Origin of the sequence: Psychrobacter sp. ANT_H3 (assembly GCF_027919975.1) — a bacterium.
Classification (GTDB): domain Bacteria; phylum Pseudomonadota; class Gammaproteobacteria; order Pseudomonadales; family Moraxellaceae; genus Psychrobacter; species Psychrobacter maritimus.
This window is the reverse complement of sequence record NZ_JAQISM010000029.1, coordinates 1-26,209: the sequence shown is the minus strand read 5'-3', so window position 1 is coordinate 26,209 and position 26,209 is coordinate 1. Positions and strand designations below refer to the sequence as shown.

Sequence of the window (26,209 nt, the reverse complement as noted above, 5' to 3'; positions counted from 1 at the left end):
TATCGTAATAATTGTGTTGATATAACAAAGCCTTTGGAAATTATTTTAAAGGCTTGTTTAAACCTAGAGCTTCAAGCATTCATTATTGCCCGTACTTAGAGTTGTGCTCTTAAATCTCAGATAAACTGTATTCTTATAAAAAGTGGGTTTTTGATGAATGAAAGCTGAAGCTCTGGACTACAGGAATTTATTGGCCAGATTTAGAGAAGGTTGTAGGTATCGCAACATAGTATATAAGTGGGCAGTTTCATCGTCTCCAGTGTGTCTAATTCGCTGGTATAAATATAATTCGGTTAAGGAAGACCGTAATGAGCAAACCCTCTTCATTTTTTGGTCAAGATACGCTCTCTCCAAATGAGGCTGGACACAGTTTAGGTTCGATTGGCACGTTTGCGCTGTGGTTTGGTGCCAATATAGTCGTCACGACTATTTTAACTGGGATGCTGTTGGTACCTGATTTGCGGTTTACTACTGCTATAACGACGGTACTCATCGGCTCATTGATCGGTGCCATTCCGTTACTCTTAGTTGGTCTAATGGGTCAGCGCACTGGTTTACCATCGATGGCGCTCACACGTAGAGCTTACGGGCCATTGGGTAGTCAATTGATCTCATTAGTAAATATGTGTGTACTCATTGCTTGGAGCTGTATTCAGGCTCTACTTGCTGGTATGAGTCTTAACTACGCTATTGAAGCCACAACAGGCTATAGCAATCTGCCACTATTTGTCATTCTGTGTGAGACAGTCGTGGTGTTGATTGTATTACGTGGTCACCTTGGTATTGAGCTTGTCGAACGCTGGGCAGCATTAGCAATGGCTGGACTCACTGTTGTCGTCCTTTATCAGCTAACTCAGCACTATGATGTTTCGACACTTTTTGATATGCCAGTTGAATCCCGTAATGGCATTACATTAGGTATCGCCTTTGATATTGTTATTGCCACTGCATTTTCTTGGATGTCATCAGCAGCTGACTATAATCGTAATTGTAAGACCTCAAAAATTGCAATATGGGGTACTTATTTTGGTTATATCGTGGCTGCTATCGTTGCTATGGGCTTAGGTGCTACGATTTCAGGACTTTCAATTTTGAACGGGCTTGAACAGACTTACGATCCGACTCGTTTGTTAGCAGATTTTGGCTTTGGTTTACCTGCTGCATTGGTGATTTTCTTCTCGGTGATGACAACTAATGTGATGGCAGTCTATAGTGCAACTTTGTCATGTATGAATATAGCTCCTAATATGAGCTTTTGGAAACCTGCATTGATAATTGGTTTAATCACTATTTTTGGCGCCTTGATTCCCGGTATCCTAGATCAGTTTCAAAACTTCTTATTGGTCGTAGGTGCCCTGTTCATTCCCGCGTTTTCAGTGATGATTGTCGATTATTATCTTGTCGGTCAAGAAGGCTATACCGCAAAGCTTCTTGATTCAACTCATCAGTTGGGACGTCCTACTGCAAAGATTGCTATCGCGGCTTACTTAATTGGTGCTGCTCTTGCCGCTTACTGGACTTTGATAGCTCCTCCATCTTTTGGTGCTTCATTACCTGTCTTTATCATCACTGGCGGACTTTATTGGTTAGGTGCTACTTTATTTACTCGCTCTAGTGATGCCATATCTTCAGCTCAAAAGGAGCCTTCATTATGAAATTAATGATTGCTCAAACAGATCCTTTATGGGCTGAACCTGTAGCCAACCTAGAGAGTTTAGAGTCGCTGTGCCGCCTAGCAGTAGAGGCAAAAGTAGACTTACTAGCTATGCCAGAGTTGGCGTTCACAGGTTACAATATATTTGAACGTCTTGATGGCTTAGCGGAAGCGGTCGATGGTCCAATCGTTACCGAAGTCGCTAAGCTCGCTAATAAGTATAGCTTGCATTTACTATTCGGGTTTGCTGAACGGCGACCTAATGGCGAGCTGAGCAACTCTGCCATCCTAATAGACGACAACGGAAAGCATCTTGCGACTTATGATAAGCGATACTTATGGGCTCGGGAAAAGGAGTTCTTTGTAGCGGGTAAAAAGTCCTGCGTGGTTGATACTCGATTCGGAAAATTGGGACTCATGATTTGTTACGATAATGAGTTTCCAGAAGTGGCAAGAGAGCTGGCACAAGCAGGAGCGGAAATCATACTATCACCGACGGCAAATATGTTGCCAAATGCAGAGCGGCAGGTGCTACAAATACGCGTTCGAGCAATGGACAATCAATGCTTTGTCGCTTGTATTAACCGATCAGGTGTAGAAGAAACGCTTCATTACTGTGGGAATAGTATCGTCGCTGGTCCGGATGGTGAGGTGCTCGGCCGACTTGGCTTAACGGCTGGCACCTTGATAGTAGATATTGATCTCGCTTGCATTGATGAGAGTCGCACGCACCAAGACTATCTTAAAGACCTGCGTGTTCTTAAAGATACTCATGCCTTTAGTGGAGCGAACTCATGAGTGAACAGTCATTACCACGTATCAAGCCAGAAAACTGGTATCGAACAACAACACTTAGCGATGGCATTACGCTCATCGATGAGCCGTGGATCAAGCCGTTTTTTCGCTGTAATCTATGGCACGTGCGAGGAAGTCAGCGCGATTTATTAGTCGATTTTGGATTAGGGGCTGTACCATTGCGCCGCTACGTTGCTTTGCTTGCTGATCGCGATATCGTTGGTGTTGCCAGTCATACTCATTTTGATCATATTGGCGCGGCAAGTGAATTTGACTGCTGTCACGTACATTCTGCTGAAGCCCAGATTTTGGCTGAACCAGACAATACACGTACATTGGCTGATATGTTTGTCAACGATGAGATGTTTGATGCGCTACCTCCTGAGCCTTATGCTCATTGCGGCTATAGAATCTCTGCACCAGCAAAAATCATACAGCTTGAAGATGGTGATATGATCGATTTAGGTAACCGTCAATTCGAAGTAATCCATACACCCGGTCACTCCCCAGGTGGTATTGCCTTGTGGGAATCAGCTAGCGAGACTCTGATTTCTGGTGATCTTATCTATGATGGTCCATTAATCGAAGATACGTGGCATAGCAATATGTCTGATTATGCTAAGAGTATGCGCCGCTTAAATGCACTGCCTGTGCGTGTTGTACACGGTGGTCATTTTCCCAGTTTTTCAGGCAAACGGTTAAATATCATGATTGACGATTGGTTACGGCACCATGATTTGTAGCATTTAATAACTATTTAAAACAAACAGCTAGCCAATATAAAAAGCTTAACTTAATACTTATTACATTTTTTAGGATGACTGACCCATGACCCAATTGACGCAAACGCCTTCTTCTTTGTCTGACACATCATCACTGACCTGCGGTGAGCTATTGGTGCAGTGGCTAGAGTACTATGGAGTGGAGACGGTATTTGGTATTCCGGGCGTACATACGGTCGAGCTATATCGTGGCCTGCCCAATACCGATATTCGCCACGTGACACCGCGTCATGAGCAAGGTGCAGGCTTTATGGCCGATGGTTATTACCGCGCTTCTGGTAAAGTCGGAGTGTGCTTTATTATCACCGGTCCCGGCATGACCAACATCATGACAGCGATGGCGCAAGCATTGGCGGATTCTATACCGATGCTGGTGATATCTAGCGTTAATAAAGTGCAGCATACTGGTAGCGGTGAAGGGCACTTGCATGAATTGCACGATCAGCAAGGTATGGTCAGTAAGGTTGCGCTCATGAGTAAAACGATTTGGCAGCCTGAGTCGCTACCCAAAGTCATCGCCGAAGCTTTTGCGTTATTTAATGGCGCGCGTCCAGGGCCGGTGCATATCCAGCTGCCCATTGATGTGATTACCGCCGATGCCAGTCATGTCGCCAAGCCGCCTAAGCTAAATAAGCTAAATAAGCTAGATGCTTCTCTAAACAGCCAATCTGCTAATAATATTTTGGCGCAACTACAAGCAAACAAACCGCTACCTCATCCTGCGCAATTGGATTTGATTATTGAGCAGCTCAAAAGCGCAAAAAATCCAGTCTTACTTTACGGCGGCGGCTGCGTTGATGTTAATCATGACGCACAAAAATTGGCAGAACTTATCGATGCGCCGACATTTTTGACCATCAATGCCAAAGGTCTATTACCACCTGCTCATCCGCTGAGTTTGGGTAGCAATCAGTCATTGGATGTTGGTCGTGCCGTCATTAGCGAGGCCGACTTAGTATTGGCGATAGGTACTGAGCTTGGCGAGACTGATTATGACGTATTCTTTAATGGTGGGTTCCAAATCAATGGCACGCTGATTCGTATCGACTGCGATGCTCAGCAATTACAGCGTCCGTTTAGAGCAGATATTGCGCTATTGTCTGATGCGCAAATGGCTATCAGCGGTTTATGTACGCGCTTAGAAAATCAACCGCTGAATCATCAAGCCGCACCGCGAGTAGCAAAGGTAAAGCAAGCGTTGATAGAAGAGATGACGCCAGATTTTGCTGGTCAAAACGCACTGCTACAGCTGATTCGAGATGAAGTAAAAGACGTCATTTTCGTTGGCGATTCAACTCAGCCTGTTTATAGTGGCAACCTTGGTTTTGAGGCTTTAGCCACGCGTCGATGGTTTAACTCATCGACTGGCTTTGGCACTTTGGGTTATGGTTTGCCTGCCGCGATTGGTGCCATGATTGGCTCAAAAGCGCCAGTTATTAGCCTGATTGGCGATGGCGGCATTCAGTTTACCATCGCAGAACTAATCTGCGCCGCCGAGCTTGAGCTGCCATTGATTGTGCTGTTATGGAACAACCAAGGTTATGGTGAGATTCGCCGCTATATGGAAGAGGGTGGCCTGCCACTGATTGGGGTCAATATTAAAACCCCGAACTTTGAGCCATTAGCCGCAGGATTTGGCGCAGGTTATCGTCGAATCAGGGATAAGCAGCAGCTGCTAGAGGTATTGCAAAAGGACATCAAAGGCAAGCAACCGATGATTTATGAAGTTGATGAAGCTGATGAATTTCTTCTTGAAATGGGCAAGAGTTTTACCTGTTTTAGCTGATGTACTAAAGCGTAATTCACACTAAAAAACAAATAATAAAACGCCATTCAACTATTTGCTCAATTCGCTAAAACTAGGGATAGGTCAGACAGCGAAAGGAAGAAATTTGGCGATCGTCGCCTATCAAGGAGGATTAAATGACGAATTATATCGATAAGTCGCAGCAGCCGATTTTGGGAAATGACCCTGTCGATCTAGAAACGCCGCAAGGGGCGCAGTGGCAAGCATCCATGTGGAAGTTTTTGCTATTTTCAGCACTAGGTATGGCGTTATTTATCATACCTTTTCAGTGGGATGGCAAAATCACCATTTTACTGGGCGTATTAACCGATACCCTGCAAGCATTGCTGGGAGGTTATGTTGTTTACGCAGTATTGGCAATTGTGACGACCTCCTTTATTGGGGCGCTGGCAGTTAAGGTATTAAGACCGAATCTGCATGAAGGCTCTATGTGGGCAAAGCTTTTTGATGTGGACTGGTTTTGGCTTGGCGCGCGCTTTTTGGGCGTTCTGTTTGCATGGATGATTTACCTACAAGTTGGCCCTGAGTTTATTATTAACCGTAATACCGGCGGCGTGATTTTTGAAGACCTGATTCCTATTTTGATTCCTTTGTTCTTTTTTGCCATTTTATCTTTACCGTTTCTGACGGATTTTGGTTTGATGGAATTCCTGGGTACTTTATCCAGCAAAGTGTTTGTTAAATTGTTTAAGTTACCCGGTCGCTCTGCGGTCGATGCGATGTCTTCTTGGTTTGGTGCCGCTTCCATTGGCTTGCTGGTCACCATGCAAGAATACAATAAAAGCTACTATAGTCTGCGTGAGGCGGCGATTATTGCCACCACCTTTTCGGTAACATCCATTGCCTTTACCTATGTCGTTGCCAAAACCATCGGCGTCGATAATAACTTTGTTTTCTTTTATCTAACCATTGCGTTAACTGGCTTTATTGCCGCTATTATTATGCCGCGTATACCGCCGCTATCGCTAAAACCTGATACTTATCACTCGGGCAAAAGCATGCTGGATGAAGGTATTCCTGCTGAATACTCTACCTATCAATGGGCGGTCAATCGTGCCGTTACGCGCGCGCATTCTATGCCAAGTTTGGGTAATGTATTCAAACATAGCTTAAAGAATTTGTTTGATATCTACCTTGGCCTCATTCCTGTAATTTTTGCTATCGGTACCATTGGTCTTGGTTTAGCAGAATACACGCCAGTATTTAATTGGCTGTCGGCGCCGCTCGTGCCATTGCTTGAATTATTGCAGATTCCAGAGGCAGCAGAGGCGGCTCCAGCGATGATTATGGGCTTTGCCGATATGTATCTGCCTGCGTTGGTCGGTAAAAGTATCGAGAGTGAAATGACGCGCTTTATCGTTGGTGCTGCTTCTATTACCCAGATTATCTATATGTCTGAGGTGGGCGCGCTGATTTTGAAATCAAACATCAAACTTAACGTGTTAGAGCTGTTTTTGATTTTTATCTTACGTACGCTGATTAGCTTAGTAGTCATTACGTCAGTGGCGCATCTATTGTACTAAAACCTGCTGCTATATGACGCTAATGGCTATTTAATCTGATGTACAACGATACTACACCCTCAGTCGATTTTACCTTGATAAGGTGAAATCGACTGCTTAATTGGCAATATGAATAATAAATGAGCTTATCAATAAGCCCTATTTAATAAAAATGACATTACTAACAAAGAGATTAAAAGGTCAGCGAAAATTATGGAAATGAATAATTCTACGTCTTTCACAAAAGATATCGCCATACAAACGATGCAAAATGAAGTTAGGTTAAATGCCGCCTATATCGATGGGGATTGGGTCACTATTGAAACATCTGATTCAGTAGATGAGCATGCTTTATATGACCCAAGCTCAGGCGAGGTTATTGCAATAACTCGTTTGTGTAATAGTGCACAGGTAGAAAGCGCAGTTAATGCGGCGGCTCGTGCTTATCCGTCTTGGTCGCAAACCATCGTCAATGAGCGCGCGCGTTATTTACAGGCGATTGCAGATACGATGGAGCAGCAGTTTGATAAGCTGGTTGGGCTGTCTGTATTGAATAACGGAAAGCCGATTGCAGAGGCGAAAATAGACGTTAGTGACGCCATTGCCTGTTATCGCTATTATGCCAATCTTATCAATGCGCAGACGACTTGGTCTGAGGTCACCACCAATGAGACAGGTATACGCTTATTAAAAACCTATGCACCTGTTGGTATTTGCGCCCTTATCGTGCCTTGGAACTTCCCGATGGTCACTACTGCTTGGAAATTAGCACCAGCATTAGCGGCAGGTTGCACCGTACTGTTAAAACCGTCAGAGGTAACACTACTACCGGAGTTGATGCTAGGCAACATATTGTCCGCTATTGAGCTGCCAAAAGGGGTGGTCAATATCCTACCGGGCGCAGCTGAAGTAGGCGCAGCGATGACCAGTCACCCACTCATTGATAAAGTTTCTTTTACCGGTAGTAATATCGTCGGCGAAAAGGTAATGAGCCAAGCAGCAAAAGGTATCAAAGATATCAGTCTAGAGCTGGGTGGTAAGTCCGCCATCGTGGTGTGCGCAGATGCTGATATTGATTATGCCTGTGATTTAATCATGGGCGGTATATTTACCAATGCCGGTCAAATCTGCTCAGCGACCTCAAGATTGCTTGTCCATCAAGACATTGCCCAGTTGTTATTTGAAACACTGAAAACAAAAACAGAAGGTTTGAAAATTGGCGATGGTTTTGTTGCTGACACGCAAATGGGTCCATTGGTCAGTGCGCAGCAACTTGCGCAAGTCAAAAAATATATCGATATCGCTACTGCTGAAAATCTTAATTGCCTAACAGGTGGCAAGATATTAGAGCGCCAAGGATATTTTGCAACGCCGACCGTTTATACAGATGTACCAGTGAGCAGTCAGTTATGGACAGAAGAAGTATTTGGACCAGTATTAGTCAGTACCACCTTTGCAGATGATACGCAGGCGATTGAACTTGCCAATGATAGTAAGTATGCCTTGGCAGCGACTATTGTCAGCGCCAATGAGACTGCAGCGTTAGAGATGGCGCTACAAATTCAAGCTGGTCATATTTGGGTTAACGAGCAGCAAATTGTAGTACCTGAAGCGGGCTGGGGCGGGTTTAAGCAAAGTGGCATCGGTCGCGAATTGGGTGCTGCTGGCTTGTCTGCCTATCAGCAGAGTAAGCACGTTTTGCTACCGTCGTAATTGCTGATTTTAGCGTTCAATAATGAGAATCACTATGACGTTTATCGCTAGACTTTTCTGCGCATAGAGTGATTTTCTATTTCGCTAACAAACCCCCCTGTATAGAACAGCTATACAGGGGGGTTTGTTAGCGAAATGATGAATAACTACTACCTACCACATTAAATCATCTGGAATGACATAAGCGGCATAAGGGTCATCTTCTGCCAGCTCAACCTCTGACTTATCATTCGATACCACCATAAAGCCTTCTAGCTTGGAGTTGATGCGGTCAGCCAAGGGGCGCGGGAGCAGGGCGTAATCGTCTTCTAAGCGCGCAATCACCACATGACCTGCTACTATCTGGTCATAGAGCTTTTGGGTGATATAAATCTTTTTAATTTTAGCGTCGTCAACAAACTGATAGGTGACATCGCCTTGTGTCTCTGTGATTTGGTGTTGCTTAATCATCTGAATAACGTTTGCTCTTAGCATTTTTTCTTCTAAAAGTTGCTGTTTTTCCTGATTGAGCTTTTGGTCTTTTTCTATTTTTTTGGCTTGGGCTTCTGCCAAGGCTTTTTTGGCTTCAAGGTTTGATGCGTCGCCTGTGCGCTTGGCATGCTGCGACTGTTTGCTGATTTTTTTGGCTTTTTTGCTATCCACCAATCCAGCTTTTAAGAGTTGTTCTTGTAGGGCATTTTTGGCCATGTCTGTATTACCTAAGTGAAATTGCCTAAATCTGAAATTACTTAAATCATAGTGTTTAAAAAGTCATGGTAACAAATTTTGCCCAGACATGTCATCACATTGAGCGGGCTATTAATTATTTGACGTAGAACTCTGATGAGTAATAGTATAAATTTAGCGAGAGTTAGAAGCAGTGTTTAGAATTAGATTTATTAAACCAATTTTTGGTCAATAAAAAAGGTTACTAGTTTCTTGAAAACCTCATATATTCAATAAGTATGGTGAATCTAAGATGAATTTAAGCTATAAATTCATCTTAGATAGTTCGATGGTTATATGGTAAAAATATACTTAAGAAAGATTCTTGACTCTCATATTTGACTTAGGCCGCCGATGTATCTAACTGCCCTGCTTGTACTCGACTCTTTTTACCATCAACCGCAGCATTTAAGTTAACAAGGAAAATCGCAATAGCGGCAATAACACCGGGGATGGCGATAAATAAGAAGTTCGTTTGATGGCTTAGCTCAAGTGTCAGTAATGCTCCAGTCAAGATAGGACCTACGATAGCGCCAATGCGGCCGATACCTGATGCCCAGCCCATAGCCGTCGTACGTACAGCAGTCGGGTAGTATTGAGCGACAAAGGTGTAAAGCAGTATCTGTGAGCCAATAGTGGTTGCTCCGGCAATGGCAATCAGAGTATATAGCACCACCTGAGGGCTATTGTAGCCAAGCAGTATCAACGACACCGCACCTAAAGCAAACATAACGGTCAAAACAGGTTTCAGATGGAATCTATCAGCCAGTACACCGCCACCAATAGCACCGACCATACCGCCGATATTGAGCGCAAATAAGAACAGCATACTAGCACCTAGCGAGTAACCTGCCTGAATCATAAGCTTTGGTAACCAGCTGGCGAGAGCATATACCATCAACAAGCACATAAAGAAGGCTACCCAAAACATAATGGTGGTAAAACCTCTGTTTTTTAGGAATAACGCTTTGATAGGAGCGTCATCGCCTTTGGTTGGTTCATCTAATATTAAGTTGGTTGAAGCCGTGATGGTCTCTTGTGGTGCAAGTTTGCGGACGATTTTTTTGGCTTCATCATGTCTTTTTTCTTTGACCAAATACATTAAGGACTCAGGAAGCATTTTCCAGATAATTGGCAATAGCAGGGTAGGTATTCCTGCAATATAAAACATAATCTCCCAACCGTAATCTACCACCAAAAACGATCCTAATAATGCTGATGCCATTCCGCCTATCGCGTAACCACTAAACATAATAGCGACCAGAGTACTACGGATACGTTTTGGGGCATATTCAGAGGTCAGCGCTACACAGATGGGCATCACGCCGCCGATACCAAGACCAGCAATGAAGCGTAAAGCAGCAAACTGCATCGGACCATTAGCAAAAGCACCGAAAAAGGTAAAGCTACTGAATAGACCGACGCAGATCATGATGGTCTTTTTTCGACCGATTTTATCAGACAAAGTACCAAAAATCATGGCACCAAACATCATGCCAAAGAGTGCTGCGCTAGCAAGAAAGCCTGCTTGTACCGCGGTCAATGACCACTCCTCCATGAGTAACGGTAGAGCCACGCCATAAATAATAAGATCATAACCATCAAAGATAATGATCAGTAGACACCAAAACAGTACCTTCCAATGAAAAGGAGCAAATTTGGCTTCATCAATAACTTTATTGATGTTTAAGGTTGGTGATTCCATTCGTATTTCTCCATGGGTAATATCCTTATAAGTGTCTAACAAGTTATTGTTTTCTAATGATCAAGTCAAAAACTATCTAAGTATTAGTTTATACCTAGAAGGTATGGCGTTTTTATTAACAGATGGGAGTGTAAGAGTGTATAGATAGCTTTGATAAAAGAAGCAGAAAATAAAAAAAGAGATTTTCTTTAAGCAAACGCCTTAATAACCAATCAGGTTACGGATATCCGTTATATTTGTTTTTTTATGAGAAAAATATGTGCTTATTATTAATAGCTAATATCTATTAAAAGATAGGTAAAAAAAGATTGCTCATATATCTAAAAGATATATGAGCAATCTAAATGTGAACAATAGCCGTCATACAAACACCGCCAACATTGCAAATGGCAGTGAGTGTAGTTGGACAAAGGCTATAGCACTATTAGTGTTTCAAATACTGTCGCACAAGCTGATTAAATGCTTCAGGTTGTTCAATATTTGAGATATGCGAGGCATCGATGATGGCGAGCGTAGCGTTAGGGATGTGATCGACCATATACTGACCATCGGCAATCGTTGTCACTGGATCTTCAGCGCCTGCAAGCACTGTGACAGGCACGCGGATGCTCTTTAACTGCTCGCGAGTATCAGCGACAGATAATGCCTCACAGCAGCTGGCATAACCCTCGCTACTGCCAGCTGCGAGAGCGTCAGATAATGCTTTAACGACATCAGGATAGTTATCGATAAAACTTGCTGTGAACCAACGCGAAGCAGCGGTAGCGGCGATAGGTTTTAGTCCTTGCTCACGTACCAATTGCGCGCGATCTACCCAGGCCGCTTCATTACCAATCTTTGCGGCGGTATTGCATAGCATCAAGTGATGGAAGCGCTCAGGATGATTGATAGCTAGCCATTGACCAGTCATGCCGCCCATAGATATGCCACAAAAAAATGCTTTATCAATGTTTAAATGATCAAGCAAATCAATCACATCTTGTCCAAGCTGATCCAAACTATAAGGACCTGTTGGTGCAGAAGACTTACCATGGCCACGGGTGTCGTAGCAGATAATAAAATAATCGTTTTGTAAGGCATCGATTTGCGGCTGCCACATATGATAGCTGGTACCTAAAGAGTTAGAAAATATCAGAGCAGGATTGCTGTTATCACCAAAAGTGGCATAGTTTAGGGCAATTTCTTGGTTATTAAATATGGGCATACTAAGCATCCTTATTTAGGATTAAAATGTTGAAGGCATATGTAGGGATGAGTATCACGCTTGGTAATTAACCCGCTCAATAATCATTGCGATACCTTGCCCAACGCCAATACACATTGAGCAGATGGCATAACGCTTGCCAGTTTTCTCAAGTTGATTGAGTGCTGTTAAAATCAAACGTGCTCCTGAGGCACCAAGTGGGTGACCAAGGGCAATGGCACCGCCATTCGGATTAACGCGCGCGCTATCGTCAGCCAATCCCAAGTCACGTGTACAGGCGAGAGCTTGGGCGGCAAAAGCTTCGTTTAATTCAATGACATCCATCTCATCGATTGACAGTCCAGTTTGCTTAAGCAGCTTTTTCATCGCCGGTGCTGGGGCAAAGCCCATAATACGCGGTTCAACGCCTACCGTAGTTGAGGCCACAATACGTGCACGCGGCTTTAGATTAAACTCTTTGACCGCTTGCTCTGATGCCACTAAAAAAGCCGCTGCGCCATCATTGATACCTGACGCGTTGCCAGCCGTCACGGTGCCCTCTGCGGTGACGATAGGGCGTAGTTTGGTCAACTTCTCAAGCGTGGTATCAGTACGAGGGTGCTCGTCAGTATCGACGTTGACAGGATCACCTTTACGTTGCGGGATGCTGACTGGAGTAATCTCATCTTTGAAAAACCCTGCCTCTTGCGCCACTGCGGTACGTTGTTGGCTACGTAATGCAAATGCATCTTGGTCAGCGCGATTGACATTGAACTGCTCTGCGACGTTTTCAGCGGTTTGCGGCATCGTTTCCGTGCCATATAGCTCATCAAGCTTTGGATTGATAAAGCGCCAGCCCATCGTGGTATCTTCGAGCTTTTGACTACGACTAAACGCTTGATCTGACTTGCCCATTACCAATGGCGCACGGCTCATGCTCTCAACACCACCTGCAATAATAAGGTTGGCTTCACCCGCTTTAATCGCGCGCGCCGCTATCGCTAACGCATCCATTGACGAGCCGCATAAGCGATTCACCGTAGTGGCAGGCACTTGATAAGGTAAGCCAGCTAGTAACGACGACATACGTCCGACGTTGCGGTTGTCTTCACCGCTCTGATTAGCACAGCCGTAGATGACGTCATCTACTTGTACCCAATCGACATTGGCATTACGTTCCATTAACGCCTTGATAGGGATAGCCCCTAAATCATCGGCACGTACTGGTGCTAGACCGCCGCCGTAGCGACCAAAAGGGGTGCGAATGGCATCGATAATATAAGCATTATTTAAACCAGTGGTTGAATCAGTCATCATCCTTGTCCTTTTTATTATTTTGAATTTGTAGCGTCAATTAGCGTCGCACCCGTCAATGCTTGTAAGTCCGCAAAGCTTAAGCTATCGACCATTTCAGTGACGGCCAAACCTTTATCAGTGACATCAATGACACATAAGTCAGTATAAATACGATCAACACAGTTTTTGCCAGTCACGGGGTAGGTAAGCTTGCTAACGATTTTAGGGTCGCCAGTTTTGGTGGTGTGATTGGTCATCACAAAGACTTTTTTGGCACCGACGGCTAAGTCCATAGCGCCGCCAACAGCAGGTATTGCATCTGGCGCACCGGTGCTCCAGTTGGCTAAATCACCATTGGCGGCCACTTGAAACGCACCCAATACGCAAATATCGATATGACCACCGCGCATCATGGCAAAGGAGTCGCCATGATGAAAGAAGCTACCGCCATCGAGCATGGTGACGTACTCTTTTCCGGCATTAATCAGCTCGGGATCCTCTTCGCCTTTAGCAGGTGGTGGTCCAAAAGCTAATAAGCCGTTTTCTGAATGCAAAAATACATCTTTATCATCCGGTAAGTATTGCGCAATTTTGGTTGGTAGTCCGATGCCTAAATTGACATAGGCACCATCTGGAATATCTTGTGCAGCGCGCTCAGCGATTTGATCGCGGGTCAAAACAGTGTAGGAAGTATGGCTCATGATTATGATCCTTATAATTAGCAGTATTAAGCGGTGGCTGTAGTAGCTGTGCTAGAAAGTTAAGCGCTAGCAGATTCAGTGCTAGCAGGCTGAATTTGCACCACATGCTGCACAAAGATGCCCGGCGTAATAACGTGCTCAGGATCAAGCGCGCCAAGCTCAACCGTTTCGGAGACTTGGGCGATAGTAATATCAGCCGCCATTGCCATGATAGGACCAAAGTTACGGGCAGACTTGCGGTACACCAAGTTGCCCCAACGATCGCCTCTAGAAGCTTTAATTAAAGCAAAATCAGCCTTGATCGGATATTCAAGAACATAGTCTTTACCATCGATTTCTCGAGTCTCTTTACCTTCTGCGAGTAAAGTACCAAAGCCTGTGGGCGTATATACCGCACCGAGTCCCATACCTGCTGCTTGAATACGGCAAGCCAAATTCCCTTGTGGTACTAGCTCCAGCTCAATCTTGCCAGCATGATAAAGCTCATCAAATACCCAAGAATCCGATTGACGCGGGAAAGAGCAAATGATTTTACGCACAGCACCCGTTTTTAAGAGCTTGGCAAGGCCATGGTCGCCGTTACCGGCATTATTATTAATGATGACCAAATCCTTTACGCCTAAATTAATAAGTCCATCAATGAGTTCAGCCGGTTGACCCGCTGTGCCAAAGCCGCCAATCATAATGGTAGCGCCATCTTTGATTTGACTAAGTACGTCAGCAATATTTTTATCTGCTTTGTTAATCATGTTTATATCCTATAAAAAGTCATATGAGGTAGTGTCTTTAAAATTAATAAGTGGTACATGGGTTGGACTCATTGCTCTGACACTACTTAAATTTTTTGTAAGCGAGTTACTCTTAATTGGCTTCATTATTAGAGGTCGTTAATGAGATAGATGATGTTGGTAGTAGGCGTTTTTTGGTCAGAATATAGTGAGCAATCATGCCAATAAGAATGCCCCAAAACACAGAGCTTAATCCCAAAAAGCTCATACCCGATGCAGTGGCCAAAAAGGTAATTAACGCTGCATCTCTTTGCTCATCATTTTTCATAGCAATGGTGATATTGGCAGAAATGGCACCGATTAATGCAAGACCGGCCAGTGCCGCGACAAGCTCTTTTGGAAGCAAGCTAAATACCATCACGATACTGCCAGCAAATAAACCGCCAAATAAATAGAAGATGCCATTAGCGACACCTGCGATATAGCGCTTTTCCTTAAGTTCATGCGCATCTTTACCAGTACAAAGCGCGGCTGTGATAGCGGCAAGTACGATAGTGATACCACCAACACATGCAACTGCTAACGAGGCGAGGCTTGTAACACTCACAATAGGCTTGGCTGGCGTGTCGTAACCGCTAAGATTTAAAATAGCCATACCGGGTAAAAACTGGCCAGTTAAGCTCACAAGGATGAGTGGTATAGCGAGGTTAAACGTTGAGTTCCACGACCATTCAGGGGCAATAAAAGTAGGTATGGTAACGGCTAAATCGAAATGAACAGGGTTCATTTTGCCAAGTAAGACGCTTAAGATAACACCGCATATCAATACCCATATCATCGTATAGCGCGGCGAAAAGCGTTTGGCTAATAAATAGCAACCGAGCATGCTAAAGACGATAAATGGCATGCTATCAGTGGCTTTAAATAATTCTAAGCCGAATTGAAATAGAATCCCTGCCATCATGCCAGCGGCAATACCGTTAGGAATCCATTTTAATATTTTGTCGAAGTAACCTGTCGCTCCAACAATAAATATGACAATCGCTGAGATGATATAACCGGCAACAGCTTCATTAATACTCATCTGTGGAAATAGGGTAACCAGTAAAGCGGTACCAGGGGCGGACCATGCTGTAATAACCGGGGTTTTATATTTAATAGATAAATAAATACCAGGAATGGCAGCACCGATGGAGACACCCCAAATCCAAGACGCCATCATGGCATCTGATACTTGTGCGGCTTGTGCGGCCTGAAAAAAAATAATCAAAGGACCCGCATAAGAAATAAGAACCGCTAAGAACCCTGCAACCGATGCGGAGAGCGACCAGTCGTTTTTTAAGGTTTGGATTACAGAGGCCATATTGCTTCCTTGCAAATTAGCATTCGTTACGGGGTTGCAAATTAAGATGCATGCTACTACTAATTGGCAGATTTATTATTAGCCTTCGTCACCACCGCCCACAGGAATGGTACTACCAGTGATATAAGAAGACTCATCGGATGCTAAAAACAAGATGGCATTGACTTGCTCATCAATCGTGCCGTAGCGTTTCATAAAGGTGCGATCAATGGTCTGATCAACCACCGCATTCATCCATGATTTTTCATCATCAGTTAATGGTTTGGCGTTACGTGGAATCTTTCTGGGCGGCGCTTCAGTACCGCCAGTTGCTACAGCATTCACACGGATACCATCGTTTGCATACTCAAAAGCGAGCGATGCGGTCATGGCGTTCACGCCGCCTTTCGCTGTCGAATAGGGTATGCGGTTGATACCGCGAGTAGCGATAGAGGACACATTAACAATAGTGCCTGATTGCTGTTTGACCATGGTTGGTAATACCGCATGACAACACCATAATGTTGGAAATAATGAGCGGCTGATTTCCTTTTGGATTTCTGCTTCAGAGAAGCTGGTAAAAGGTTTCATCCATATTGCGCCGCCGACATTGTTGACCAATATATCGATACGCCCATAGCTATCAAGTGCCTTATCAATAGCCTCTTTAGCACCTTGATGGGTTTCAAGGTCAGCTTGAATGGTAACGGCTTCTCCGCCATCAGCAATGATTTCAGCCAGCACCTCTTCTACTAATGTAGAAAAGTCTGCCATGACGATTTTTCCGCCCTCACTTGCTAAGCGTAATGCGACACCGCGTCCGATGCCTTGAGCGGCACCGGTGACGATACATACTTTATTATCAAATCTTTTACTCATTGCTACCTCCTAAAGAACTAAAATCAGTTTATAAGATCATGCATCAAAGTCACCTTGAATGGCTGTCAGCTTTAAATTTTTATATCTACTTCTTTTGTTAAAATATGTTCACGCTTTATATTCTTTCCTTCGTAGAACATTTCCTCGTTTTCAGGTGAAATGCCATGTCGTTTTTGCCAAGCGGCTAACCAAGCAACGAAGAAAGGCAAAATAAAGGCAGTAGTTACTACTGCAGCCGCAATTTGTGCAGTTGCAGCCCCCTGTACAGCAAGATAGCTTGGATCTAGGGCAGCAACCATAGCAGGGGTTGCAATAGCATTCCCTGCTACACTGGCTTCAGAAGCTGCAGCAACTAGGTTTCTACATGATCTAGGATGTCGGCGAGCCCTATGCCAAAAATACAGAGCAATCAGTGCAGTGCCCCCAGAAAGTATGGCAGTTGCAGCTCCTAATAGAATGCCAATGGAGCCTTGTCCTAGTAATACTTCTAGATTAATTCCGGCTCCAATAGCAAATGCGGCGAAAGGAATGATTAATTTTTCACCTGGCTCTAAAAATTTTCTAGCAATAGTGCTGCTATTTCCAAGAATAAATCCGAATATCATTGGGAAAATTGCAGCAAAAAGAGCTAGTAAAGGAAATGCTGCAAGTCCTGCTACACCAAGTGCAACTAAAGTAAGAAAAGGTCCGTCATTAATAGAAAGTATTGAAATTGCACCCTTGTCTGTTTGGTTTCCAAACTGACTTGTGAGAGCTACATAAAGCGATCCGTTTGAGTTAGACATTGCAGCAATAATAGCTATAGGTAACAGTCCAAAAAGCACACCTTCTGGAGTGAAAAAGGCAACAGAAAGCCCAAAAATGACAGCAATACCAAATTTTGAGATTAGCAATACAAGGCCTTTCTCTACAGATGGTAATGCAGTTTTAAAACTAATTTGAGAGCCCACAGCTAGGAAAAATAGTCCGATTAAGACTGCAAGCCCGTTTTTAAAAAGAGCTGTAGTGAAACTACCAATATCTAATATTTGCGGTGCAAAAGTATTGAACATTACTCCAAGAAATAGAGGCACAATCATTAATGCACCTGGTATTTTTAGAAGCTTGAGCAAAAGCCTGTCTAGGCCTGTATAACTATCAATGTTTTCCATCTTCACGTTGTCCTTTATGACGTGATTCCTATGTAAATTCTTAAACCTTTCTTATAGTCTGTAATCATTACATTTATGGTATAAACCTACTTTTCACTAGGCGTGAATTTTTCATAGTAAAAATTACTCGGTTTTAGATTGCTGCTGTCTAACCAGTTACTCACCGCATCCACCATCCCTAACGGACCACACAAGTAGACATCGACGTCACCATCGTTCAGCCACTCATTATCAACATGACCGGTGACATAGCCTTTACGCTCATGCTGGCTGTCTTCAGTGGCGACACAGGTGCGGTAGTCAAACCAAGGGTGGTTTTGTTTGACTTCTTCTAGTTTCTCAACTTCTATAAGATCAAAGTCGTTGGTGACGCCGTAGACCATCCTGACAGGATGATGGGCACCAGACACCTCTAAACTTTTTAGCATCGATAAAAAAGGCGCGATACCGGTACCGCCTGCTAGAAATAGAGTTGGGCGGATTAGAGGGCGCAGGTAAAAGCTACCAAATGGACCCTCAAAATTAATCTCTTGACCTATAGTCGCAGTATCAGATAAAAAGGTGCTCATTTTGCCGTTAGGAATATTGCGGACGACAAATTCGGCCTGATTGGCACTAGGTATAGAGCTAAATGAATAGGAGCGTGTCTCGTTAGAATCAGGAATACTGACATTGACATACTGACCTGGCAAAAATACTAGTGCATCTGGATTGTCGACTTCGACGCCAAAGTGAATGGTAGATTCTGACAGTACATTCAGCTGTTGTAGTTTGCCTTTGAATACAGACTTGCCGACTTTGCAGGCTTCAGAGGAGGTTGGTACTTTGATCACGCAGTCGCTTTCTGGAATCATCTGACAGGTGAGTACATACCCTTCAGCAGCTTCAGCTTCTGTCAGTGCATCTTCGATATACATATCAGGGTGCATGTCGTAGCTGCCAGATTCACAATGGCAACGGCAAGTACCGCAAGCACCATCAAGGCAATCCACAGGGATATTAAATTTTTGACGATAAGCGGCTTCGACGACGGTTTCGTCGGCTTCACATTTGATGAAGCCTGTGACGCCGTCTTCGAACTGTAGAGCAATATTATATTCCATGAGAAATATCCCTTTTCAACACGTATTAATTAAAAGCTAGTGGCTAAATAATGAGTGAATAATGATTAGACGTGATAGACGTCCATGATTTGATGCACATAGTCGTCTTTTAAGACCACATACTTATCCAAGATTTTTGGTTGGTCTTGAGTCATGTCTATTTTGTACTGAGAGTAACCCCAATAGGTATTGGTCTCGTGATAGCGAAAGGACTTGTTGATCCAGTTGAAACGCACCGTCACAATACCGTCATTGTCTTCGAGTAATTCAATATTCGATAAATTGTGCGTGGTACGCGTATCAGGAATGGTCGCTGATGAGCGCTCAGTCTCGATGCGGAAGATACGATCTTCAAGACCACGGCGATCCGGATAATAAATCAGCGAGATTTCTCGTTGTGGGTCGCTGATGAGCTGACCATCATCATCCCAACTTGGCATCCAGAAAGGGCAGTCTTCATCGTAATAAGTGAGCCATTCTTCCCATTTTTTCTCATCCAATAAACGCGCTTCACGGTATAGAAACTGTCTAATGTCTTCAATGTTAACAGTTGCATTTTTCATGATTGATATCCTTATTTTTTTGTCAGTTCTACAATAAATAGCAGAGTAATAATAAAAATGTATTAGTCGCTATTAGCACCGTGTAGCTGCTGCTCTTGCTCTAGAGCTTTTTTCATCTCTTCATGCCAGTAGCGATGTTGGACGGTATATAGTCCTTCATCTTCAGTCTTAACACCACTCATTAAAGGTTTGAGGTCAATAGCGGCAGCGCCTTCATCTGCACCTTGAATCCAATGCTCAGAGCCTCGGCACATATCATTCCATTCAAGCTTGATACCGTTATAACCTTCTTGACACGAGCGGAACTCTTCTAAGTCATCAGGTGTTGCCATACCAGTAACGTTAAAGAAATCTTCATACTGACGAATACGGCGTGCACGTGCCTCATCGCTTTCGCCTTTTGGTGCGATACACCAGATACTGACTTCAGTTTTGTCAACCGCGATAGGGCGGAGCATGCGAATTTGTGAGCTGAACTGATCCATGATGTAGACGTTTGGATATAGGCATAAGTTACGTGAGCGCCCAATCATCCAGTCCGCCATGGCTTCACCGTAGCTGGCGACATACTCATCGCGATAAGCATAGTTTGGACGGTCTTGTGGGTTTTCCCATTGTGTCCATAACAGCATGTGACCGTTTTCAAAAGAATAAAACCCACCGCCTTGTCGACCCCATTTGCCAGCGTTCATGGCTTTGATATTGTCTTCTTTGACAGCTTCAGCTTCTTTGCGGCGCGCAGTTGTCGCAGCGTAGTTCCAATGGACGGCTGATACGTGATAGCCGTCGGCACCGTTTTCAGCTTGCAGTTTCCAGTTACCATCAAAGGTATAGGTTGAGGTGCCGCGTAACACTTCTAGACCTTCTGGCGACTGATTGACAATCATGTCAAGAATTTTGGTAGAGCCGCCAAGCCAGTCTTCGATTGACTGAACATCATCATTTAAGCTGGCAAAGATAAAGCCTTTATAATTGGCCATCTTCACTTGTTTTAGGTCGTGTGAGCCTTCTTTATTGAAGCATTCTGGATAGCCTGCATGTCTTGGATCTTTAACTTTAAGCAGCTTACCTGAGTTGTTAAAGGTCCAACCATGAAATGGGCAGGTGTAAGTGGCTTTATTGCCTTTTTTATGTCGGCAGAGCTGTGCACCACGATGTGAGCATGAGTTAATCATGCAATGCAGCTCGCCTTCTTTATTGCGGGCAAGAATAACAGGCTGACGACCAATGTATGAGGTGTAGTAGTCGTTGTTATCAGGAACTTGAGACTCATGAGCCAAATACACCCAATTGTTTTCAAAGATGTACTTCATCTCAAGCTCGAACAACTCTTCGTTAGTGAAGGCGCTACGATGCAGGCGATAAATCCCTTTTTCACTGTTCTCTTCTAAAAAATCATCAATAGTGATGTCTGATCCTTCAGGTACTAGATTGATACGCTCGCTCATGGCTGCCTTCCTTGTATAATGACGGTATAAAATGAGATTAGAAGCTAACGTTTGATACGACAACTGAGGACATATCAAACGTAAGTCGCTAATCGTTATTAATGAATGCTATTTAATGTGAGTGCCCATTAACCTTGAGCACGGCGGCGTTCTACTTCGCTGCCTTGTATAGCTTGGTCAATGTCTTTTACTAAATGAAAGTCAAAGTCGATACTTGCGTAAGGCTTATCAAGCGCTTTTTCTTTTAGCTTGTCCGCATCTTCGACCATCGTTACCTCTGGTACCAAACCTTCGCGGCTTGCAAAAGCAAAGTCATCCCATAGGTACTCATCGCCATCGATGTTAATCTGCGTGGTCAGTTTGCGATGACCATCAGCACTGGCAAAGAAATGAATGTGAGCTGGGCGATGACCGTGACGTCCTAGCGCGCCCAATACTTTTTGCGTCATTCCTTCTGGTGGTACCGAGTAACCTAGCGGCACGATGCTGCGGAATGCATAATTTCCGTTTTCATCGGTAATGATGCTACGACGTAAGTTGAAATGAGACTGTGATTCATCAAAGAAAGAGTAGTTACCTAAGCTGTTGGCATGCCACACTTCAACTTTTGCATTTGGAAGAGGCTTTCCATCTTCACCATAAACAGTGCCTTGCATAAATAGCACGGTGCCATTGTCAAGGTCAGTGCCATCATCTAGACGCGCGAAGCCTTTTTCTTCTGGCGCACCAGCGACATAGAGTGGACCTTCAATAGTACGCACAGTACCACCGTCAAGACCGGCTGCTTTTAAATCCTCTTCAATCATTAAATCCATGAAGTGATCGAAACCCAAGCCTGGTGATAATAAACCAGCTTCTTTGCCCAAATCACCGATAAACTCAACGCCAGACCAATATTCATCTGCAGTGATTTTTAAGTCGTTAATGGTTTGCATAAGGTCGGTCACGATACGCAAGACAATCTCTTGTACGCGTGGATTGACTTGCTCAGGGAAGTCGATTTTGCCTTTGATGAACTGAGTGGCTAATGCTTCAATTTGGCTGCGTTCCATGTCTCTCTCCTTGTTGAGGACTGTTTTATTAAGGGGTAATTACAGTGAGTATTCTTACTCAGTTTTTATAGGTTCTGATATCAGCTGTACTGGCTTGCTTTAGCTGTCATCACTACGAACAGATGATGGATGACGTAACAATGGTGTCACTTCAACCTTCATGTACGGATAGAGCGGTAATGACATCATAATGTCGTGTAGCTCTTCATTACTCTCAACATCAAAGATGCTGAAGTTAGAATACTGACCGGCTATGCGCCAAATATGACGCCATTTACCTTGCTCTTGGAGCTTTTGTGATAATGCTTTTTCGGTGGCTTTAAGCTCGTTGACCTTGTCGGCATCCATATCTGTTGGGATTAAGACATCCATTCTGACGTGGTATAACATAATTATTTCCTTATATTTGATGACGGGTAATTTTTTTAGCTGTTACAGTATTTCAGTTTGAGCATTAGTGGCAAATTGCGGCTTCGATGATTTAAGTGAATTATTGATTGCTTGATTGGCGTAGTGATAGACTTTATCGCTATCTACTTCGATACCAAGACCTGCGCCCGTAGGTACATTTAAACCAAAATCTTGATAATCAAGAGGCTGTACTAAAACGTCTTCGGTTAATAGTAAAGGACCAAAAAGTTCTGTATCAAAATTTAGACTGGGATAGGTTGAGAATACATGGGCGGATGCGGCCGTACCGATAGGACCTTCTAACATGGTGCCACCATAGAGCTCGATACCTGCTAGATGTGCCATTTGTCCGATTAAGCATGCTGCTTTTAATCCGCCTGCTTGATTTATTTTCACGGCAAAAACATCAGCATAATGATCTGCTGCTAAATGAAAGGCATTCTGAGGATCTTGGACAATTTCATCCGCCATAATGGCTACATCGAAATGTTCGGTTAAGCGTTTTAGTGCGGCTTTATTGCGCATTGAGACAGGTTGTTCTATTAAATCAACGCCGCCAGCTTGCAATAGGCTAATACCTTGCATTGCCTCAAGCTCTGTCCATGCTTGGTTAACATCAACCGTAATGCGGCAATCAGGCAGCGCTTTTTTGATAGCCAATACGTGGGCAACATCATCAATAATCGGATTGCTACCGATTTTTAATTTAAAAATGCGATGGCGCTTTTGCTCAATCATGCGCTTAGCTTCGGCGATATCGGTCGCTGTATTGCCGCTGGCAAGCGTCCATGCCACTTCGATACGGTCACGAACACGGCCACCAATCAGCTCACTTACTGGTAGGTTTAGGCGTTTGCCTTCGATATCGAGTAGGGCAGTTTCAATCGCGCACTTTGCAAAGCGGTTGCCATTGATATGAAGATTTAGCAGCTGCATGGCTTTTGCTGTGTTAGTAGGCTGTTCTTTTAATAAAAGAGGCGTAAAGTAGGTGTCGATATTAGTCTTGATGCTATGAGGGCTTTCTTCTGCGTAGCTTAGACCGCCAATGGTGGTTGCTTCACCCCAACCTTCATAGCCATCTTCTGTTTGAATGTGCACCAACACCAAAACTTGTTCGTTCATAACGGTACAAGCGAGCTTATGAGCTCTTATAGTAGGTATCGGTACCAATAAAGTATTAATTGAACGAATCATAACAGTCCCTATTAAGTTAATGCTGCTTCCTTATGCTTAATAAGAACTATAGTTGCTGTATAACGACATGTCTAAGACCCATTTAGTCTATTATTAATACCTTTTAGGTATTTTGATAACCAACCCGCACCATGTTATGTTCTTTAGGTATCGATAAGCTTATAGATCACTCAAGGAATAACATTCAATGGAATTGAGACATTTACGCTATTTTGTAGCGGTGGCAGAGGAAAAAAGTTTTAATAAGGCAGCAGAGCGTTTGTTTATTTCACAACCACCACTGAGCCGTCAGATAAAACAATTAGAAGAAGAGATAGGCGTCACGCTCATTGATAGGGACAATCGCCCTTTAAAACTTACTGAAGCTGGCGAGTTTTTTTATGATCATGCGCTGCAGATAATAAAGAAATCAGATGATCTGCGTGCTATGACTTTTCGTAAAGGTAATTTTGACAACTCACTCTCTATAGGTTTTGTATCGTCGATATTATATGGCATATTGCCAAAAGTGATTGCGCGCTTCAGAGAGGTCTATCCAAATATAGAAATTAAGTTATATGAATTAAACTCTTGGCAGCAAACACAAAGCTTGGTAGAGGGTAAAATAGATGTTGGTTATGGAAGGTTATTATTCGAAGACGCTTCTATTAGGCGATTACTATTAAGAGGGGAGAGCTTAGTTGTAGCTGTTCCTGTTAAACATCGTTTGGCACAAGAGAAGCAAAAGAGCATTCGTTTAATGGACTTAACCAATGAAAACTTATTGTTATATCCGATGGCACCTCGTCCTAGTTTTATTGACTATGTCTTAGAGTTGTTTGAGGCACGCAATCTAAAAGCAAACTATTTTACTGAGGTACGTGAGCTGCATATTGCGTTAGGGTTGGTAGCAGCAGGCGAGGGCTTGACTATCGTACCAAAAACGCTTGAGCATCTGCGGAGTCAGGAAGTGACTTATATTCCTTTCGAGGACGGGCTTTTAACCTCGCCTATCGTCATGAGTGTGAGACACTTTGACAAATCAGAGTTATTAAAAACATTGTTGGAGGTGACTTATCAGATTTACGATGAAGAAGGGTTTGATTATAAGCGTGAGCAAATTTGAGAGACTCTGCACTCATTAAGAATCCTAATATGAACTCATAAAAGGATAATTTTATGCAAGAATTTCATTATAAAGCCTTACCAGTTGACGTTCATTTTGGCGTGGGAAAGTCAGCTGAAACCAAAGATATATTACTTCAGCATGGTTATCATAAGGTATTAGTGATTACGACACCGGGTCAAGAAGAAGCGGGTCGTAAATTGGCAAAAGAACTACAAGAAATCTGTGCAGGCGTGTATCCGCATGCTGTCATGCATGTGCCAGTTGACGTGGCGAATAAAGCAGTAGAATTTGCCAAAGAGAGTGATATTGATTGTTGTCTGGCTTTGGGCGGCGGCTCTACAATTGGACTTGCAAAAATAATTGCTTTGAAAACACATTTACCTATCGTTGCCATACCGACTACCTATGCCGGTAGCGAGATGACAGCCATTTATGGTTTGACCAAAAACAATCTAAAAACCACTGGCAAAGACAGTCATGTCCTACCTAAGGTAGTGATTTATGATCCGAAGTTAAACCAAGCATTACCCGCTAAAATCTCAGCTTGCTCAGGTATGAATGCTATGGCACACGCTGTAGAAGCGTTATATGCTAAGGATAAAAACCCAATCATCAGCCTGATGGCGATTGAATCTATCAAAGCATTAAAGTCTTCCTTGCCTGTGATTGTCAAAGAGCTCACCAATATTTCAGCCCGTCAAAAAGCAAGCTATGGTGCATGGCTTGCGGGTGTTTGTCTTGGTTCGGTTGGTATGGCCATTCACCATAAAATCTGCCATACCCTAGGTGGCACTTTTAACCTACCGCATGCGCAAGCACATGCCATTACGCTTGCGTATTCAGTACACTACAATCGTAACGCTGATATTGAAGCGATGGATAGACTGGCAGAGGCTTTGGACGTCAGCAGCCGTGAAGAAGTTGGCTTGGCAATTTACCGTCTAAACCAGTCTCTAGGTATTGAATTGGCTTTAAAAGATATTGGTTTACCTGAAGAGGGTCCCGCTGATGTGGCAAGGATGGTGTGTGACAGCCCTTATTATAATCCTCGTGAATACAATTACGATGAATTAGAAGGCTTATTACAAAGAGCTTATAAAGGTTTACCGCCTGCTTAAGTATCATTATAAATCTGTAGATTTCAAAGTTGAACTACCTCAAAATTATCAGAGAGCACATATCAAACAAGCAGGTTGCTGTGACAATATTATTCGCTAACAAATTTCCAAGTCCACTAACAACCAAATGAACTGCACTTGTATAAAGTAAGCCATCTCGCTGACAACGACTTTGCTGAGCTGTACACATAAGTAATTACCCATGCATACTCTCTCAGCAATTATTCAACCACGTCAGTCATTAACCCGTATTGCGTAGACCCGCTGCC

23 protein-coding genes are annotated in these 26,209 nt (G+C 43.5%); 8 read left to right on the top strand and 15 right to left on the bottom strand.

Going from position 1 to position 26,209, the window contains the following annotated elements; all coding sequences use genetic code 11:
- Nucleotides 1–308 precede the first annotated feature (308 nt).
- The 6 genes from PG901_RS12845 to PG901_RS12820 all read left to right on the top strand — a co-directional run bounded on the left by PG901_RS12845 (nt 309) and on the right by PG901_RS12820 (nt 8,253).
- Entirely contained in the window at nt 309–1,655 is a 1,347-nt protein-coding gene (locus tag PG901_RS12845) for a purine-cytosine permease family protein (RefSeq protein WP_271134667.1), read from the top strand.
- Entirely contained in the window at nt 1,652–2,452 is an 801-nt protein-coding gene (locus PG901_RS12840) for a carbon-nitrogen hydrolase family protein (RefSeq protein ID WP_271134666.1), read from the top strand. The genes PG901_RS12845 and PG901_RS12840 overlap by 4 nt, the downstream gene beginning before the upstream one ends.
- Nucleotides 2,449–3,192, top strand: a complete 744-nt coding sequence (locus PG901_RS12835; protein ID WP_271134665.1) for an MBL fold metallo-hydrolase — start codon at nt 2,449–2,451, stop codon at nt 3,190–3,192. Before PG901_RS12840 ends, PG901_RS12835 begins: the two co-directional genes overlap by 4 nt.
- Nucleotides 3,193–3,277: 85 nt before the next feature.
- Nucleotides 3,278–5,017, top strand: coding sequence for a 5-guanidino-2-oxopentanoate decarboxylase (locus PG901_RS12830; protein WP_271134664.1), 1,740 nt, complete (start codon nt 3,278–3,280; stop codon nt 5,015–5,017).
- A 137-nt stretch (nt 5,018–5,154) separates the two neighbouring features.
- A complete protein-coding gene (locus PG901_RS12825) occupies nt 5,155–6,561 on the top strand; it encodes a YjiH family protein (RefSeq protein ID WP_271134663.1) in 1,407 nt (468 codons plus the stop codon).
- A gap of 192 nt (nt 6,562–6,753) precedes the next feature.
- Nucleotides 6,754–8,253 (top strand): aldehyde dehydrogenase family protein, encoded by a 1,500-nt coding sequence (locus PG901_RS12820; protein ID WP_271134662.1) that lies wholly within the window; start codon nt 6,754–6,756, stop codon nt 8,251–8,253.
- A gap of 153 nt (nt 8,254–8,406) precedes the next feature.
- Here PG901_RS12820 and PG901_RS12815 read toward each other — a convergent pair whose 3' ends face one another.
- The 15 genes from PG901_RS12815 to PG901_RS12745 form a co-directional block, all read right to left on the bottom strand.
- On the bottom strand, nt 8,407–8,940 hold the full coding sequence (locus PG901_RS12815; RefSeq protein WP_271134661.1) for a DUF2058 domain-containing protein: 534 nt from the start codon (nt 8,938–8,940) through the stop codon (nt 8,407–8,409).
- 361 nt (nt 8,941–9,301) lie between these two features.
- Nucleotides 9,302–10,663 (bottom strand): aromatic acid/H+ symport family MFS transporter, encoded by a 1,362-nt coding sequence (locus PG901_RS12810; RefSeq protein WP_271134660.1) that lies wholly within the window; start codon nt 10,661–10,663, stop codon nt 9,302–9,304.
- Nucleotides 10,664–11,087: 424 nt separating this feature from the next.
- Nucleotides 11,088–11,867 (bottom strand): 3-oxoadipate enol-lactonase, encoded by a 780-nt coding sequence (pcaD, locus tag PG901_RS12805; RefSeq protein ID WP_271134659.1) that lies wholly within the window; start codon nt 11,865–11,867, stop codon nt 11,088–11,090.
- Between the two features lie 54 nt (nt 11,868–11,921).
- Complete coding sequence (gene pcaF / locus PG901_RS12800) at nt 11,922–13,160, bottom strand: 3-oxoadipyl-CoA thiolase (protein WP_271134672.1); 1,239 nt, start codon at nt 13,158–13,160, stop codon at nt 11,922–11,924.
- Nucleotides 13,161–13,177: 17 nt separating this feature from the next.
- Entirely contained in the window at nt 13,178–13,843 is a 666-nt protein-coding gene (locus PG901_RS12795; protein ID WP_271134658.1) for a 3-oxoacid CoA-transferase subunit B, read from the bottom strand.
- A gap of 59 nt (nt 13,844–13,902) precedes the next feature.
- Nucleotides 13,903–14,592: a 3-oxoacid CoA-transferase subunit A gene (locus tag PG901_RS12790; protein ID WP_271134657.1), complete on the bottom strand. Its 690-nt coding sequence runs from the start codon at nt 14,590–14,592 to the stop codon at nt 13,903–13,905.
- Between the two features lie 112 nt (nt 14,593–14,704).
- The gene (gene benE / locus PG901_RS12785) at nt 14,705–15,934 is read right to left on the bottom strand and encodes a benzoate/H(+) symporter BenE (protein ID WP_201544689.1); all 1,230 of its coding nucleotides are present in this window, start codon (nt 15,932–15,934) and stop codon (nt 14,705–14,707) included.
- Nucleotides 15,935–16,012: 78 nt separating this feature from the next.
- Complete coding sequence (locus PG901_RS12780; protein ID WP_271134656.1) at nt 16,013–16,792, bottom strand: 1,6-dihydroxycyclohexa-2,4-diene-1-carboxylate dehydrogenase; 780 nt, start codon at nt 16,790–16,792, stop codon at nt 16,013–16,015.
- Nucleotides 16,793–16,863: 71 nt separating this feature from the next.
- Complete coding sequence (locus PG901_RS12775; protein ID WP_238069921.1) at nt 16,864–17,943, bottom strand: 2-keto-3-deoxygluconate permease; 1,080 nt, start codon at nt 17,941–17,943, stop codon at nt 16,864–16,866.
- A gap of 86 nt (nt 17,944–18,029) precedes the next feature.
- Nucleotides 18,030–19,046 carry a benzoate 1,2-dioxygenase electron transfer component BenC gene (gene benC, locus PG901_RS12770; protein WP_271134655.1) on the bottom strand — a complete coding sequence of 339 codons (1,017 nt, stop codon included), beginning with the start codon at nt 19,044–19,046 and terminating at the stop codon, nt 18,030–18,032.
- Between the two features lie 65 nt (nt 19,047–19,111).
- Nucleotides 19,112–19,609 (bottom strand): benzoate 1,2-dioxygenase small subunit, encoded by a 498-nt coding sequence (gene benB / locus PG901_RS12765; protein ID WP_020443471.1) that lies wholly within the window; start codon nt 19,607–19,609, stop codon nt 19,112–19,114.
- A gap of 62 nt (nt 19,610–19,671) precedes the next feature.
- A complete protein-coding gene (gene benA / locus PG901_RS12760) occupies nt 19,672–21,057 on the bottom strand; it encodes a benzoate 1,2-dioxygenase large subunit (RefSeq protein WP_201629013.1) in 1,386 nt (461 codons plus the stop codon).
- Nucleotides 21,058–21,185: 128 nt separating this feature from the next.
- Nucleotides 21,186–22,109, bottom strand: coding sequence for a catechol 1,2-dioxygenase (catA, locus tag PG901_RS12755; protein WP_149408309.1), 924 nt, complete (start codon nt 22,107–22,109; stop codon nt 21,186–21,188).
- Nucleotides 22,110–22,208: 99 nt separating this feature from the next.
- Nucleotides 22,209–22,499: a muconolactone Delta-isomerase gene (gene catC / locus PG901_RS12750; RefSeq protein WP_011513602.1), complete on the bottom strand. Its 291-nt coding sequence runs from the start codon at nt 22,497–22,499 to the stop codon at nt 22,209–22,211.
- A 42-nt stretch (nt 22,500–22,541) separates the two neighbouring features.
- Nucleotides 22,542–23,714, bottom strand: a complete 1,173-nt coding sequence (locus tag PG901_RS12745) for a muconate/chloromuconate family cycloisomerase (RefSeq protein WP_271134654.1) — start codon at nt 23,712–23,714, stop codon at nt 22,542–22,544.
- 187 nt (nt 23,715–23,901) lie between these two features.
- Between PG901_RS12745 and PG901_RS12740 the strand changes: the two genes are divergently transcribed.
- The gene (locus tag PG901_RS12740) at nt 23,902–24,819 is read left to right on the top strand and encodes a LysR family transcriptional regulator (RefSeq protein WP_271134653.1); all 918 of its coding nucleotides are present in this window, start codon (nt 23,902–23,904) and stop codon (nt 24,817–24,819) included.
- Between the two features lie 53 nt (nt 24,820–24,872).
- Nucleotides 24,873–25,940, top strand: coding sequence for a maleylacetate reductase (locus PG901_RS12735; protein WP_271134652.1), 1,068 nt, complete (start codon nt 24,873–24,875; stop codon nt 25,938–25,940).
- The last annotated feature ends 269 nt before the right edge of the window (nt 25,941–26,209 follow it).

Bases quoted from the DNA above. Each gene is read 5' to 3' on its own strand.
- PG901_RS12845 (WP_271134667.1), top strand. From the start codon at position 309: ATGAGCAAACCCTCTTCATTTTTTGGTCAAGATACGCTCTCTCCAAAT.
- PG901_RS12840 (WP_271134666.1), top strand. From the start codon at position 1,652: ATGAAATTAATGATTGCTCAAACAGATCCTTTATGGGCTGAACCTGTA.
- PG901_RS12835 (WP_271134665.1), top strand. From the start codon at position 2,449: ATGAGTGAACAGTCATTACCACGTATCAAGCCAGAAAACTGGTATCGA.
- PG901_RS12830 (WP_271134664.1), top strand. From the start codon at position 3,278: ATGACCCAATTGACGCAAACGCCTTCTTCTTTGTCTGACACATCATCA.
- PG901_RS12825 (WP_271134663.1), top strand. From the start codon at position 5,155: ATGACGAATTATATCGATAAGTCGCAGCAGCCGATTTTGGGAAATGAC.
- PG901_RS12820 (WP_271134662.1), top strand. From the start codon at position 6,754: ATGGAAATGAATAATTCTACGTCTTTCACAAAAGATATCGCCATACAA.
- PG901_RS12815 (WP_271134661.1), bottom strand. From the start codon at position 8,940: ATGGCCAAAAATGCCCTACAAGAACAACTCTTAAAAGCTGGATTGGTG.
- PG901_RS12810 (WP_271134660.1), bottom strand. From the start codon at position 10,663: ATGGAATCACCAACCTTAAACATCAATAAAGTTATTGATGAAGCCAAA.
- pcaD (WP_271134659.1), bottom strand. From the start codon at position 11,867: ATGCCCATATTTAATAACCAAGAAATTGCCCTAAACTATGCCACTTTT.
- pcaF (WP_271134672.1), bottom strand. From the start codon at position 13,160: ATGACTGATTCAACCACTGGTTTAAATAATGCTTATATTATCGATGCC.
- PG901_RS12795 (WP_271134658.1), bottom strand. From the start codon at position 13,843: ATGAGCCATACTTCCTACACTGTTTTGACCCGCGATCAAATCGCTGAG.
- PG901_RS12790 (WP_271134657.1), bottom strand. From the start codon at position 14,592: ATGATTAACAAAGCAGATAAAAATATTGCTGACGTACTTAGTCAAATC.
- benE (WP_201544689.1), bottom strand. From the start codon at position 15,934: ATGGCCTCTGTAATCCAAACCTTAAAAAACGACTGGTCGCTCTCCGCA.
- PG901_RS12780 (WP_271134656.1), bottom strand. From the start codon at position 16,792: ATGAGTAAAAGATTTGATAATAAAGTATGTATCGTCACCGGTGCCGCT.
- PG901_RS12775 (WP_238069921.1), bottom strand. From the start codon at position 17,943: ATGGAAAACATTGATAGTTATACAGGCCTAGACAGGCTTTTGCTCAAG.
- benC (WP_271134655.1), bottom strand. From the start codon at position 19,046: ATGGAATATAATATTGCTCTACAGTTCGAAGACGGCGTCACAGGCTTC.
- benB (WP_020443471.1), bottom strand. From the start codon at position 19,609: ATGAAAAATGCAACTGTTAACATTGAAGACATTAGACAGTTTCTATAC.
- benA (WP_201629013.1), bottom strand. From the start codon at position 21,057: ATGAGCGAGCGTATCAATCTAGTACCTGAAGGATCAGACATCACTATT.
- catA (WP_149408309.1), bottom strand. From the start codon at position 22,109: ATGGAACGCAGCCAAATTGAAGCATTAGCCACTCAGTTCATCAAAGGC.
- catC (WP_011513602.1), bottom strand. From the start codon at position 22,499: ATGTTATACCACGTCAGAATGGATGTCTTAATCCCAACAGATATGGAT.
- PG901_RS12745 (WP_271134654.1), bottom strand. From the start codon at position 23,714: ATGATTCGTTCAATTAATACTTTATTGGTACCGATACCTACTATAAGA.
- PG901_RS12740 (WP_271134653.1), top strand. From the start codon at position 23,902: ATGGAATTGAGACATTTACGCTATTTTGTAGCGGTGGCAGAGGAAAAA.
- PG901_RS12735 (WP_271134652.1), top strand. From the start codon at position 24,873: ATGCAAGAATTTCATTATAAAGCCTTACCAGTTGACGTTCATTTTGGC.